This is a genomic window from Stenotrophomonas sp. YJH_SMC_120 (assembly GCF_059368675.1).
In genome coordinates, this window is the sequence record NZ_JCAFRY010000009.1 from 113,304 (window position 1) to 126,381 (window position 13,078).

The 13,078-nt window shown below is 68.1% G+C and carries 13 protein-coding genes and 1 pseudogene; 10 read left to right on the top strand and 4 right to left on the bottom strand.

Annotated features, from left to right (window positions below):
* Positions 1-20 precede the first annotated feature (20 nt).
* Positions 21-902: pseudogene (locus AC5P60_RS12790) on the bottom strand (LysR family transcriptional regulator); the annotation flags it as partial.
* Between the two features lie 107 nt (positions 903-1,009).
* Between AC5P60_RS12790 and AC5P60_RS12795 the strand changes: the two are divergent.
* On the top strand, positions 1,010-2,068 hold the full coding sequence (locus AC5P60_RS12795; RefSeq protein ID WP_012481247.1) for an NAD(P)-dependent alcohol dehydrogenase: 1,059 nt from the start codon (positions 1,010-1,012) through the stop codon (positions 2,066-2,068).
* A 91-nt stretch (positions 2,069-2,159) separates the two neighbouring features.
* On the opposite strand, the gene AC5P60_RS12800 is transcribed toward AC5P60_RS12795, so the two are convergent.
* Positions 2,160-3,524, bottom strand: a complete 1,365-nt coding sequence (locus tag AC5P60_RS12800; protein WP_033835224.1) for a glutamate--cysteine ligase — start codon at positions 3,522-3,524, stop codon at positions 2,160-2,162.
* Between the two features lie 152 nt (positions 3,525-3,676).
* On the opposite strand from AC5P60_RS12800, the gene AC5P60_RS12805 reads away from it, so the two are divergent.
* From AC5P60_RS12805 to AC5P60_RS12815, 3 genes are all read left to right on the top strand, one after another.
* Positions 3,677-4,381 (top strand): VIT1/CCC1 transporter family protein, encoded by a 705-nt coding sequence (locus tag AC5P60_RS12805; protein WP_033835225.1) that lies wholly within the window; start codon positions 3,677-3,679, stop codon positions 4,379-4,381.
* On the top strand, positions 4,378-5,202 hold the full coding sequence (locus AC5P60_RS12810) for a helix-turn-helix transcriptional regulator (RefSeq protein WP_005411020.1): 825 nt from the start codon (positions 4,378-4,380) through the stop codon (positions 5,200-5,202). Before AC5P60_RS12805 ends, AC5P60_RS12810 begins: the two co-directional genes overlap by 4 nt.
* A 659-nt stretch (positions 5,203-5,861) precedes the next feature.
* Positions 5,862-6,833, top strand: a complete 972-nt coding sequence (locus AC5P60_RS12815; RefSeq protein ID WP_483693622.1) for an MBL fold metallo-hydrolase — start codon at positions 5,862-5,864, stop codon at positions 6,831-6,833.
* A 72-nt stretch (positions 6,834-6,905) separates the two neighbouring features.
* Here AC5P60_RS12815 and yihA read toward each other — a convergent pair whose 3' ends face one another.
* Entirely contained in the window at positions 6,906-7,508 is a 603-nt protein-coding gene (gene yihA, locus AC5P60_RS12820; protein WP_005411022.1) for a ribosome biogenesis GTP-binding protein YihA/YsxC, read from the bottom strand.
* A gap of 156 nt (positions 7,509-7,664) precedes the next feature.
* Between yihA and AC5P60_RS12825 the strand changes: the two genes are divergently transcribed.
* From AC5P60_RS12825 to AC5P60_RS12840, 4 genes are all read left to right on the top strand, one after another.
* Positions 7,665-8,465, top strand: coding sequence for a c-type cytochrome (locus AC5P60_RS12825; protein ID WP_033835228.1), 801 nt, complete (start codon positions 7,665-7,667; stop codon positions 8,463-8,465).
* Between the two features lie 106 nt (positions 8,466-8,571).
* The gene (locus AC5P60_RS12830) at positions 8,572-9,222 is read left to right on the top strand and encodes a thiol:disulfide interchange protein DsbA/DsbL (protein WP_005411024.1); all 651 of its coding nucleotides are present in this window, start codon (positions 8,572-8,574) and stop codon (positions 9,220-9,222) included.
* A gap of 106 nt (positions 9,223-9,328) precedes the next feature.
* Positions 9,329-10,165 (top strand): thiol:disulfide interchange protein DsbA/DsbL, encoded by an 837-nt coding sequence (locus AC5P60_RS12835; protein ID WP_483693624.1) that lies wholly within the window; start codon positions 9,329-9,331, stop codon positions 10,163-10,165.
* A gap of 53 nt (positions 10,166-10,218) precedes the next feature.
* Positions 10,219-10,956: an endonuclease/exonuclease/phosphatase family protein gene (locus tag AC5P60_RS12840; protein WP_005411026.1), complete on the top strand. Its 738-nt coding sequence runs from the start codon at positions 10,219-10,221 to the stop codon at positions 10,954-10,956.
* Positions 10,957-11,067: 111 nt separating this feature from the next.
* Here the strand turns inward: AC5P60_RS12840 and AC5P60_RS12845 are convergent, their stop codons facing one another.
* The gene (locus AC5P60_RS12845; protein WP_012481254.1) at positions 11,068-11,937 is read right to left on the bottom strand and encodes an EamA family transporter; all 870 of its coding nucleotides are present in this window, start codon (positions 11,935-11,937) and stop codon (positions 11,068-11,070) included.
* A gap of 72 nt (positions 11,938-12,009) precedes the next feature.
* Here AC5P60_RS12845 and AC5P60_RS12850 point away from each other — a divergent pair, with 72 nt between their 5' ends.
* Both AC5P60_RS12850 and AC5P60_RS12855 read left to right on the top strand, forming a co-directional pair.
* Positions 12,010-12,492 carry an Lrp/AsnC family transcriptional regulator gene (locus AC5P60_RS12850; RefSeq protein ID WP_242899612.1) on the top strand — a complete coding sequence of 161 codons (483 nt, stop codon included), beginning with the start codon at positions 12,010-12,012 and terminating at the stop codon, positions 12,490-12,492.
* A gap of 9 nt (positions 12,493-12,501) precedes the next feature.
* On the top strand, positions 12,502-13,053 hold the full coding sequence (locus AC5P60_RS12855; protein WP_033835231.1) for a M23 family metallopeptidase: 552 nt from the start codon (positions 12,502-12,504) through the stop codon (positions 13,051-13,053).
* Positions 13,054-13,078 lie beyond the last annotated feature (25 nt).

A 13,078-nucleotide genomic window follows, 5' to 3' on the forward strand; every position in this document is an offset into this window, starting at 1 on the left:
GGCACTCCTGCAGCAACTCGCTCGCGCAGCATGTCCACGAACGCGCGCAACGCACCGGGCATCTGCCGCTGCTTCGGGTAGTACAGCGCGAAGCCGGCGAACGGTTCGCTCCAGTCTTCCAGCACTGCCACCATCTGGCCGGATTCGATATACGGCCGCGCCGTGTCTTCCAGCACGTAGGCCAGGCCGATGCCATCAAGCACTGCACCCACGACGGTGCCCTGCTCACTCAACGTGAGCCGGCCCGGCACATCGATCTCCAGCGCTTGCCCGCTACGCTCGAACTGCCACTTGTAGAGATGCCCGCTGGCGAAGCGGAAGCGGATGCATTCGTGTGCCGCCAGGTCCCGCGGATGCTGTGGTGCCGGGTGTCGCCGCAGGTAGTCCGGCGAGCCGACAATCAGCCCGCGCAGCGGTGGCCCCATCGGCACCGCCACCATGTCCTCGGGCACGAACTCGTGCAGGCGCACGCCGGCGTCGTAGCCTTCGGCAACGATATCGACCAGGCCATCGTTCTCGGTCAGCTCCACCCGCACGTCGGGATGGGCGTGCAGGAAGCGCGCCAGCCGTGGCCCCAACTGGGTCGGCACTGCGGCGCGGGTAGCATTGATACGCAGCAGGCCCGCCGGTGCGGCGCGGAACTGGTTCATCTCCTCCAGCGCGTCATTCACCTGGCCCAGCGCGGGCTGCAGGCGTTCCAGCAGGCGCTGCCCGGCCTCGGTCAGGGCCACGCTGCGGGTGGTGCGATGGAACAGGCCCACGCCCAACCGTTCCTCCAGCGCGCGGATCGCATAACTCACCGCCGAGGTCGACAGCGCCAGCTCGGCGCCGGCACGGCGGAAGCTGCGGTGACGGGCGACCGCCGCGAACGCGGCCAGGTGGGTGAGATTGTCAGTGGCCATGATTGTGCAGTTTCACTTGATGAATCATGCCGATATCCGTGCTTCTTGCGGCTGGGTACGGGGCGTATTGTAAAACGCCTTTCGACAAACCCTGCCAAGGATTCCCCATGTCCCTCGCCCGTGGTTACGCCGCCCATTCCCATACCGACCCGCTGGTGCCCTTCGAGTTCGAACGCCGCGCGGTCGGCCCGGACGATGTGCGCATCGAGATCCTCTACAGCGGCATCTGCCACTCCGACCTGCACCAGGCCCGCGACGACTGGGGTGGCTCGATCTACCCGATGGTGCCGGGCCACGAGATCATCGGCCGTGTGACCGAGGTCGGCAGCAACGTCACCCGCTTCAAGGTCGGCGACCACGCCGGCGTCGGCTGCATGGTCGACTCCTGCCGCCACTGCGATGCCTGCGAGCACGACCTGGAGCAGTACTGCGCAGAGGGCGCGACCTGGACCTACAACGGCCGTGAACGCGAAAGCGGCGCGCCGACCTACGGCGGCTATTCCGACCACGTGGTGGTCGAACAGCGCTTCGTGGTGAAGGTGTCAGACACCCTCGACCTGAAGGCCGCCGCCCCGCTGCTGTGCGCCGGCATCACCACCTGGTCGCCGCTGCGCCACTGGAAGGTCGGCCCGGGCCAGAAGGTCGGCGTGATCGGCCTCGGTGGCCTCGGCCACATGGGCGTGAAGTTCGCCAAGGCACTCGGCGCACACGTGGTGATGATCACCACCACGCCGGAAAAGGGTGCCGACGCCAAGCGCCTGGGCGCCGATGAGGTGCTGGTCTCGCGCGATGCCGCGCAGATGAAGGCGCACGCGGGCAGCTTCGACTTCCTGCTCAACACCATCCCTGTTGGCCATGACACCAACCCGTACATGGGCCTGCTCAAGCGTGAAGCCACCATGTGCCTGGTCGGCGTGCTGACCGAACTGGACCCGCCGTTGACCGGTGGCAGCGTGATCTTCGGCCGCAAGCACCTGACCGGCTCGGCGATTGGCGGCATGGCTGAAACCCAGGAAATGATGGACTTCTGTGCCGAGCACGGCATCGTCAGCGATGTGGAGATGATCGACATCAAGAACGTCAACGAAGCCTGGGAACGCATGGCGAAGAACGATGTACGCTACCGCTTCGTGATCGACATGGCGACGATGAAGGACGCCGCCTGATCCAACGCAGATGTGGAAATGAAAAACCCCGGCAATGCCGGGGTTTTTCTTCTGGTAGTGCCGGCCGCTGGCCGGCACCCCCGCATGGCGATCAGTACGCGAATTCGCGGAACACCGGATCGACGTCGCCGTGCCAGCGGCCATGGAACAGCGCCAGCTTGCGCTCGGCCGGGGTCAGCCCGGATTCGACGATCTCCTGCAGCACGTCCAGGAACTTGCTCTCGTCCTGGCCGTCGGCATTGCGCGCCGCGCGGCGCTTGAGGCCTTCGACGGAAATCCTCACGGCTTCGCGGGCCAGGTCGCGCACCGTGCCATTGCGGAACGGCAGGCTCATCGCATGCTTCGGCACGCCGTCGCGCAGTGCATGGCGCTCGGCCAGGGTGAAGTCACGCACCAGGTCCCACGCAGCGTCCAGCGCAGCGTCGTCGTACAGCAGGCCGACCCAGAACGCCGGCAGCGCACACAGGCGGCTCCACGGACCACCATCGGCGCCGCGCATTTCCAGGTACTTCTTCAGGCGCACTTCCGGGAACGCAGTGGTCATGTGGTCCGACCAGTCGCGCAGCGTCGGCAACGCGCCCGGCAGCACCGGCAGCTTGCCCTGCAGGAAGTCGCGGAAACTCTGCCCGCTGGCGTCGTGGTAGATGCCATCGCGGTAGGAGAAGTACATCGGCACGTCGAGCAGGTAATCGACATAGCGCTCGTAACCGAAGCCACCCTCGAACACGAAGTCGAGCATGCCGGTGCGGTCAGCGTCGGTGTCGGTCCAGATGTGCGAGCGGTAGCTCAGGTAGCCGTTGGGCTTGCCTTCGGTGAACGGCGAATCGGCGAACAGCGCGGTGGCGATCGGCTGCAGCGCCAGCGATACGCGGAACTTCTTCACCATGTCCGCTTCGGTGGCGTAGTCCAGGTTCACCTGTACCGTGCAGGTGCGGGTCATCATGTCCAGGCCGAGCGAACCGACCTTGGGCATGTACGAACGCATGATCTTGTAGCGGCCCTTGGGCATCCAGGGCATTTCGTCGCGCTTCCACTTCGGCTGGAAGCCCATGCCGAGGAAACCCAGCTGCAGTTCGCCGGCCACCTGTGCCACTTCGTTGAGGTGGGTGCCGGTCTCCACGCAGGTCTGGTGGATGGTCTCCAGCGCCGCGCCGGACAGTTCCAGCTGACCGGCCGGTTCCAGCGTCACCGAGGCGCCATCGCGCAGCAGGGCGATCGTGTTGCCGTTCTCCTGCACCGGCTCCCAGCCGAAGCGGACCAAGCCGTTGAGCAGCGCTTCGATGCCGCGCTCGCCTTCGAAGGTCGGCGGGCGCAGGTCATCCAGGCGGAACCCGAACTTCTCGTGCTCGGTGCCGATGCGCCACTGCGCGCGGGGCTTCTCGCCGGAGGCGATCACCTCCACCAGCTGCGAGCGGTCGGTAATGGGGGTATCGGCGACGTGGCTGGGGCTCGACAAGGGAAAGGCTCGCTGGACGGTGGCGGGGGATGTGGGGCTCGCGGCCTTCCATCGCAAGGGCGCACTATAGCGTGGCACCCCGTTGCGTCATGCGACGGTGACGGGTTTCAGCATCCTACCGACGCCCTCTTGACCCTCGTACACTCAGAGCCATGAGCCGCCATTCACGACACCCCGAACTGCATCGCTCCGAGCGCGTCGGCTGGCTGCGAGCCGCCGTGCTGGGCGCCAACGATGGCATCGTCTCGGTGGCTGGCCTGGTGGTCGGCGTGGCCGCCAGCGGCGCCTCGGCTGCGACCATCCTGGCCACCGGCGTGGCAGGTACCGTGGCCGGCGCGATGTCGATGGCGGCGGGCGAATATGTCTCGGTGCAGACCCAGGCCGACACCGAAGAGGCCGATCTGGCGATGGAAAAGCGCGAGCTGCGCGACGATCCGCACAGCGAACTGGAGGAGCTGGCCGCGATCTACCGCCACCGCGGCCTGGAGCCTGCGCTGGCGCGGCAGGTGGCCGAACAGCTCACCGCCCACGATGCGCTGGGTGCCCACGCCCGCGACGAACTGGGCATCACCGATACCCTGCGCGCCCGCCCGCTGCAGGCAGCGCTGGCCTCGGCCGGTGCGTTCACCTGCGGTGCGGCGCTGCCAGTGCTGACCGCCCTGCTGGCGCCGGTCGACAAGGTCGCACTGATGACCACGGCCAGTACCCTGCTTGGCCTGTGCCTGACCGGCGCGGTGGCAGCCCAGGCCGGCGGCGCCCCGCCGGTACGCGGCGCAATGCGGGTGATGTTCTGGGGTGCACTGGCAATGGCCGCCGCTGCAGGCGTCGGTCGCCTGTTCGGCGCCCAGGTGACATGACCGGCATGCTGCCGCCAGTTACCGCACTGCTGGCCGAGATGGCCAGCCTGGCCGGCTGCGCACGCGCCGAAGGTTATGCGTGCATCACCGCTCGGCGCGAACATGGCGCCAGCTCGGTGGAGATTCCGCAACCGCAGTTCGCGATCCTGCTGGAAGGCCGCAAGCAGGTGCGTACCGCGCACCAGTCGCTGGAGTTCATCCCCGGCGACATCCTGCTGCTGACCCAGCGCTGCCGCATCGATGTGGTCAACACCCCCGACCCACGCAGTGGCCGCTACCTCAGTGCCATCGTGCCGCTGTGTGCCGAAGTGCTGGCGGCCGCACGCACGCTGTGGAGCGAGGAGCTTCCCGCGCCAGGCCAGGCGATGGCGCGACTGCCGTTGATCGATCATGGCGCGGTGCTGCGCCAGTGGCGGCAATCGCTGCAGGACGGTCGTTACAGCGAAGCGCGGCTGGCCCTGGCCTCGCTGGTACTGACCTTGTGCCGGCAGGGCCACGGCAACCTGCTGCTGCCGCAGGCACCGAGCCTGGGCGAACAGATCCGCGACCGCATCGCCGCCGAACCGGCCCGCGACTGGCAATCGCGCGATGTGGAAGAACAGTTCGCGTTGAGCGGCGCGACACTGCGCCGCCGTCTTGCCGCCGAAGACACCAGCCTGCGCCAGCTGCTCACCGAGGCGCGGCTGGCGCATGGCATGCAGCTGCTCTACACCACGGACCTGCCGTTGAAGACCGTGGCAGCGCGCGCGGGCTACCGGTCTGCGGCGAGTTTCAGCAAGCGCTTCGCCGAGCAGTACGGACTGGCTCCCACAGACATTTGAGGGGGTTCGGCAGGGCTGCGCCCTGCACCCGCCGAAGCGAGAGCAAGAGCCGGAGCAACAGCAACAGCGTGCATTCCGTGGGATGGCGGGGCGGTGTGGGTGGGCAGGACACGCCGTAAACCCGTCCCTGGGGGCTCGATGGCGCCATCCATGGCGCCAACGGTCCTGCCCACCCACACCGCCCCGCCTTCGACAGGTTCACTCGGCTGTTGGCAACTGCGGCTTTGTTCCGCGCGGCTGTTGGTAGGTGTCGACCTTGGTCGACACATCTGTCAGATATCGAATGAAACTCTGGGGTCAGATCCGTTTTCCTGCGGAAAACGGATCTGACCCCACGAGCTGACAGATCGCGGAGATCTGTCGAAGGCGGGGCGGGTCCGGTTGCGGGAGTGTCCGCGGCATGGATGCCGCGGCCAAGCCCCCATGGACGGGTTTACGGCGTCTCCCGCAACCGGACCCACCCCGCCATCCCACGGATAGCCCGCTGTCGCTGTTGCTGTTGCTTCGGCCGTTGCCCTGGCTCGTAGCGGGTGCAGGGCGCAGCCCTGCAGACAACACCCCTTCCCTGAGCATTCCGCGCAGTGGTTTGAGCGCCGTGCACACACCGGCCACGGCACTCTGGGCACAACGGAACCGCCCGTCATCCACCGAGAACCGCCATGACCCTGCGTCCCCTCCCGCTGCGCGGCGCCCTGCTGCTGGCCCTGTCGTCCCTGCCGCTGGTCGCGCTGGCCGAGGCCACTTCGCCCGCCCCCACCCAGCAGGTCCCTGGTGTCTATCACCAGCGCATCGGTGCGCTGCAGGTCACCGCCCTGTTCGACGGCGTGGTCGCGCTCGGCCGGCAGGAAGTGGTGGACGTGCCGCCGACGCTGGTCAGCCGCCTGCTGGAAGGCCGTTACGTGCCGGAAGACAAGAAGGGCCTGCAGACCGCGATCAATGCGTTCCTGATCCGCCAGGGCAACCACCTGACCCTGGTCGACACCGGCACCGCGCAGTGCTTCGGCCCCGGCCTGGGCCAGGTGCTGGGCAATCTGAGCGCCTCCGGCGTGGACCCGGCCGAGGTGGATGAGGTACTGCTGACCCACGCCCATCCGGACCACCTGTGCGGCGTACTCGACGCGCAGGGCAAGCCGGCCTATCCCAATGCCACGGTGTGGCTGTCCAAGGCGGATGCCGATTACTGGCTCAACCCAGCCAGCGAGGCCACCGCGCCGAAGGGCGTGCGCTTCGCCTTCCCGCTGGCACGCAATGCGGTCGCGCCATACCAGGCCAGCGGCCACCTGCGCACCTTCAGCCCCGGCGACGCCCTGCCCGGCGGCGCGGTGGCGATGGACACCCATGGCCATACGCCCGGCCATGTCTCTTACCGGTTCGACAGCCAGGGCCAGTCACTGCTGGTATGGGGTGATGTGCTGCACTTCCATGCGGTGCAGTTCGCGCACCCGGAGGCGGCATTCGAGGCCGATTCGGACCGCACAGCGGCCATCGCCAGCCGTCGCGGGCTGCTGCAGCAGGCCACCGCCAACGGCTGGTGGGTAGCCGGTGCGCACCTGCCCTTCCCAGGCCTGGGCCATGTGCGTGGCGAGGGCAAGGCCTATGCGTGGGTGCCGGCGGAGTATTCGCCGTTGTGAGGGTGTGCCGACCAAGGTCGGCACCCACCGATCGGGTAGCGCCCGGCTGCCAGCCGGGCGACCGGAAATGCCTTACTCCAGCCCCAGCCAGCCGCCGATCACGCCGCGGGCTTCGTCCACGCCGGTACGGTCTTCGCCGGAGAACACCTGCACGCTGACGCTGTCGCCGTAGGCCGATTGCAGTTCCTTGCGCACCTTCTGCAGGGACTGCATCTGCTGGCTGCGGCTGAGCTTGTCGGCCTTGGTCAACAGGGCGTGCGCCGGCAGGCCGCGCTGCACGGCGTAGGACAGCATCTGCCGGTCGTAGTCCTTCAGCGGATGGCGGATGTCCATCACCACCACCAGCCCCTTCAGGGCTTCGCGGGTGCGGAAATACTTGTCGATGAAGGCCTGCCAGTGCGCCTGCAGGTCCAGCGGCACCTTTGCATAGCCATAACCTGGCAGGTCGACCAGATGCGCTTCCGGGGTGACCTGGAAGAACACCAGCTGCTGGGTACGGCCAGGGGTCTTGGAGACACGGGCCAGGGCGTTCTGGCGGGTCAGCGCGTTGAGCGCACTGGACTTGCCGGCGTTGGAGCGGCCGGCGAAGGCCACTTCGGCCCCTTCGTCGGGCGGCAGCTGCCGCACGTTGTGGGCCGAAAGGTGGTAACGGGCGCGTTCGATGAGCAATGACATGTGCCTAGGATCGCATGTTGCGGCGCCGCGCGCCCGTGCCGGCGGCCTCTGCGGGCATTTTGCTGCACTGCTGCGTTGACCGTGCGCGGAAACGGCGTTGATAATCCGGGCGATGCCGGCGGCCACCGCCCGGCCCGGTCCATACGGAGCTTCAGCATGCGCCACGCTCGCGTTCTTGCCGTATCCGCCCTTGCCACTGCTGTAGTCGTTGCCGCTGCTGCGTTCGCGCAGACCACGTTGACCCCGCTGCCCGACAACGGGCCGATCAACACCGCCTCGCTGGAGGTGGATTTCAGCAAGACCCACTGGGGCGATGCCAAGGCCGGCCAGACCAAGGCCTCGGCCTGCGCGGCCTGCCATGGCGCCGACGGCAATTCCACGGTGGAGATGTACCCGTCCATCGCCGGCCAGAGCGAACGCTACGTCGCCCAGCAGATGGCCCTGATCGCCAATGGGCAGCGCAGTTCCGGCGCGGCGGTGGCGATGGTGCCGTTCGTGCAGAACCTCACTCCGCAGGACATGCGCGATATCGGCGCGTTCTTCGCCACGCAGAAGGCCACCGCCGGCATCGCCGATGACACGGCAGTCGCTGACGGCCCTTACAAGGGCATGAAGTTCTACGAGATCGGCCAGCAGCTGTACCGTGGCGGCGACGCCAAGCGCGGCCTGCCGGCCTGCATGGCGTGCCACGGCCCCAGCGGTGCCGGTAATCCGGGTCCGGCCTATCCGCACATCGGTGGTCAGCACGCCAGCTATGTCGCGCGCCGCCTGCAGGAATACCAGGCCGGCCAGACCAACGAGACCGACAAGGCCCACTTCCAGATCATGGCGACCGTCGCGCAGAAGCTGAGCGAGCAGGAGGTGCAGGCGCTGTCGAGCTACCTGCAGGGCCTGCACAACAAGGCCGACGATGTGGCCACTGCCCCCCCGTCGGCGCAACCGGCTGCCGCCCCCTGACCACCACTGGTCGGCCCGGGCCGCCACCACGGCCCGCGCCTGCGGTATGTTTCCTTCACGCCGGCGACCGCGCCGGCGTTGCTTTTTTCAACGGAGATGCGTGTCGATGAGGTTGATTTCCCGCCTGCTGTTGTCCGTGCTGGTGCTGCTGCCGCTGGCAGCCTGCGCCGCTACCCCCGCCAATGCCCCGCTGGTCGAGGGCAAAGACTACGAGCGCATCGCCCAGCCGGGCCCGTTCCAGCCGCTGGCCGGCAAGATCGAGGTGGTCGAGGTCTTCGGCTACACCTGCCCGCATTGCGCCCACTTCGAACCGCAGCTGGAAGCCTGGGCGGCCAAGCTGCCGGCCGACGTGCGCTTCACCCCGGTCCCGGCTGCCTTCGGTGGCGCCTGGGATGCCTGGGCACTGGCCTACTACGCCGCCGACGAGGTCGGCGTGGCCAAGCGCAGCCACGCTGCCGTGTTCAAGGCCCTGCACGAGCAGGGATCGCTGCCGATGCAGAACGTCTCGGCCGATGAGCTCGCCACCTTCTACAAGGCGTATGGCGTGACCCCGGACCGTTACCTGCAGGCCCTGCGCGGCGACGCCGTACAGAAGAAGGTCGATGCCGCGCGCGCGTTCGCCCAGCGCACCAGGATCCCGGGGACCCCGGCGCTGATCATCAACGGCCAGTACCTGGTGCGTGGTAACAGCTTCGACGACCAGCTGCGCATCGCCTCGGCGCTGATCGCCCAGGCCCGCGCTGCCCGCGGCCGCTGAACCAACACCCACCACCGACACGGCGCTGTCGCCGCCGCATGTCATCATTTCCCTCTGGCCGGCGCCTGGCGCCGGCCCCACCATTCCAGATGCTGGAGACGTTTCCATGAAGATCCGTTACGCCCTCGCCCTCGCAGCGCTGCTGCCGATCCTGGCTGCCTGCAAGGCTGATGACGGCAGCACCAACACCACCGCGGCCCCGGCCGAACCGGCTGCAGCCCCGGCAGCCACCGCCGAACCGGCTGCTGCGCCGGCGGCGGGCAGCGAAGGCGCCGCGCCGGCTGCCGCTGAAGGCCAGAAAGCCCCGGCCGAAGCGGCTCCGGCCACCGCACCGGCCCCGACCACCGCCGCACTGACCGGCCCGGCCCCGGTGGAAGGTGCCGACTACCAGGTGATCCCGAACGGCCAGCCGTTCCAGCCGGCCACCGGTAAGATCGAAGTGACCGAGATCTTCGGCTACGTCTGCCCGGCCTGCGCCGCATTCCAGCCGCTGGTCGGCCCGTGGAAGGCCGGCCTGCCGAGCGACGTGAACTTCGTCTACGTGCCGGCCATGTTCGGCGGCACCTGGGATGACTACGCCCGTGCCTTCTACGCCGCGCAGACCCTGGGCGTGCAGGAGAAGACCCACGAAGCGTTGTACGCCGCCATCCACTCGCAGAAGACCCTGAAGGGCGAGCGCGGCCGTGATTCGGTGGAAGACATCGCCAAGTTCTACGGTGCCTACGGCGTGGATCCGAAGCAGTTCGCCGCCACCATGGGCAGCTTCGCGGTGAATGCCAAGACCAACTCGGCCAAGCAGTTCGCGCAGCGCAGCCAGATCAGCGGCACCCCGTCGATCATCGTCAACGGCAAGTACCTGGTGAAGGGCAAGAGCTTCCCGGACATGCTGCGCATCGCCGACCACCTGATCGCCCGCGAACGCGGTGCGGCCCAGGCTCACTGATCCAAGAGAAGCGTTTCCCGGCCGTGAATTCCCCCCGTACACGGACCCTGCGCTTGCTGACGGCCAACATCCAGGCCGGCTCAAGTACCCGCCGCTACAGCGACTATGTGACCCGCAGCTGGTCACATGCGCTGCCGGCGGGTCGCAAGCGCAGCAGCCTTGACGCGATCGCCACCTTGGCGCGCGACCATGACATCGTCGGCCTGCAGGAGGCCGACCCGGGCAGCCTGCGCTCGGGCTTCACCAACCAGACCCACTATTTGGCCCAGCGCGCCGGCTTCAATTACTGGAGCCACCAGCCGAACCGGCGCATGGGTGGGGTCGCCTCCAGCGCCAACGGCCTGTTGAGCAAGCTGGAACCGGTTGAAGTGCAGGATCACGCCCTGCCCGGCCGCATCGGTGGGCGCGGCGTGCTGCTGGCCAAGTTCGGCGACGGCGCCGATGGCCTGGCGGTGGCGGTGGCCCATCTGTCGCTGGGCGCGGGATCGCGGATGTCGCAGCTGGGCTTCATCGCCGAGCTGTTGTCCGACCACCCCAACGCAGTACTGATGGGCGACTTCAACTGCCTGGCCGAGCGCCCGGAAATGCAGGTGCTGTACCAGAAGACCCGGCTGCAGCCCCCGGGCTGCATCGTGCCCACCTTCCCCAGCTGGCGCCCGGACCGCGCCATCGACCACATCCTGGTCAGCAGCGGCCTGCAGACCCGCACCGTGGAAGCCGTACCGGCCGCGTTCTCCGATCACCTCGCCCTGGCGATGCAGATCGACGTCCCGGCCGACGCCCTGCGCTGACTCGCCGTTACGGTAGGTGCGGACCGTTGGTCCGCACGCTCTGCGCCGGGCGCCGCCCGGCGCCCCCTAAATCGGGGCATAAACGACTTAATCCCCTCCGTCCCCTTTTTTTCAGGCGGTGACGGGTGCCTTCAACCGCCGCGCGGTCATCGTGCTGCCCACCGAGGCCAACACCGTGCAGCCGATCGCCAGCCACTGCAGCCCGTGCAGGTGCTCGTGCAGCAACAGCATCGCCCACAGCGCGGCCACCGCCGGCTCCATGCTGATCAGGATGCCGAAGGTCTCCTTCGGCAGGCGCTTGAGCGCCATCATTTCCAGCGACATCGGGATCGCGCTGGACACCAGTGCCACCAGCAGGCCCGCCGCCAGGATCTTCGGGTCGAGCAGCGCGGCACCGGCATGCACCACGCCCACCGGTACCACCACCAGCGAGGCCGCCAGCAGCCCCAGCGAGACCGAGTGCCCGGCATGCAGATGACCGGCACGCTTGCCGAACACGATGTACAGGCCCCAGCAGGCCGCAGCGCCCATCGCGTACAGCACGCCGGCCGGGTCCAGCGCGGGGCCACCGCCGATCGGCAGGAGCAACAGCAGCCCCACCGCCGCGCAGCCTACCCAGAGGAAATCGATCGGGCGTCGTGATGACAGCATCGCCACCGTCAGCGGCCCGGTGAACTCGATGGCCACCGCGATGCCGAAGGGAATCGTGCGCAGGGCCATGTAGAACAGCAGGTTCATCAGCCCCAGAGTGAGCCCGTAGCGCAGGATGGTGATCGCATCCACGCGGCTGGTCTTCCAGCGCCATGGCCGCCAGAACAGCAGCAGCAACAGCGCTGAAAAGCCCACGCGCAGCGCGCTGGTGCCCTGCGCACCGATCAGCGGGAACAGGTGTTTTGCGTAGGAAGTGCCGATGGCCAGCGAGGTGACCGAGCCGAGCACCGCCAGCGCCGGCAACATCGGCGCAAGTCGTGAGGTCTGCATCCGCAAAGTCTATTGCGTCGGCGCCGAGCACTTGGCTCAATTGACAGCCTGTTCGTGCAACTTCTGCTCGCCATGGCCATCGCTCCCGTGCTCGACAGTTTCGACCGCGCCATCCTCGACCTCCTGCAGCGGGACAACACCCTGCCGCAGCGCGAAATCGCCGAGTCCGTGCACCTGTCCACCCCGGCCGTGCAACGGCGCATCAAGCGCCTGCAGGACAGTGGCGTGATCGCGGCCAACGTGGCGGTGGTCGCCGCAGCCAAGATCGGTCGGCCGCTGACCATCATCGTCGAGGTGCGCGTGGTCAGCGAGCAGTGCGACCGCGTGGCGCCGTTCAGGCGCCGCGTGCAGGACGACCCTGCGGTGCAGCAGTGCTACTCCATCACCGGCGATGGCGATTTCCTGCTGCTGCTTTCGGCGGCGTCGATGGAAGAGTACGAGGCCATCACCGAGCGGTTGTTCGGCGGCGATGACAACATCGAGCGCTTCCGCACCTCGGTGGCGCTGGGCACGTTGAAGCGGAGTTTCGAGGTCCCGCTGACACCGGTTCTGTAGCGTCGAGCCATGAATACACCGTCCTCCCACGCCCACCGCCTTCGCCGCTGGTTGCTGCGTGGCCTGTGGCTGGCCATTGCGCTCGTCGCGGCGATGACGCTGTGGAACAGCCCATGGGCGGTCGCACCGAAGATGCTGTGGGCGCTCTCGCGGATGCCGCCGGCCACGCAACTACCGGTGCCGGTGGACGGCGTGCGGCCACGCCAGATCGCCGATACCTTCGGCGCGCCACGTGGCCGTGACCGCTCCCACGCCGGCATCGACATCTTCGCCAAACGCGGCACCCCAGTGCGCAGCGCCACGGCCGGTGTCGTCGCGGATGTCAGCGAACGCGGGCTCGGCGGGCGTCAGGTCTGGGTGATCGGGCCTGGGCGCGAACGCTACTACTACGCGCATCTGGAGGACTGGGCCGACGGCCTGGCACGCGGCCAGGTGGTGCAACCCGGCGATCTGCTCGGCCATGTCGGCGACAGCGGCAACGCCAAGGGCACGCCGCCGCACCTGCACTGGGGCGTCTACGGCACCGACGGCGCGCGCGACCCGCTGCCATTGCTGCGCTGACTGCCACTGCGCACCCGCAGACCGA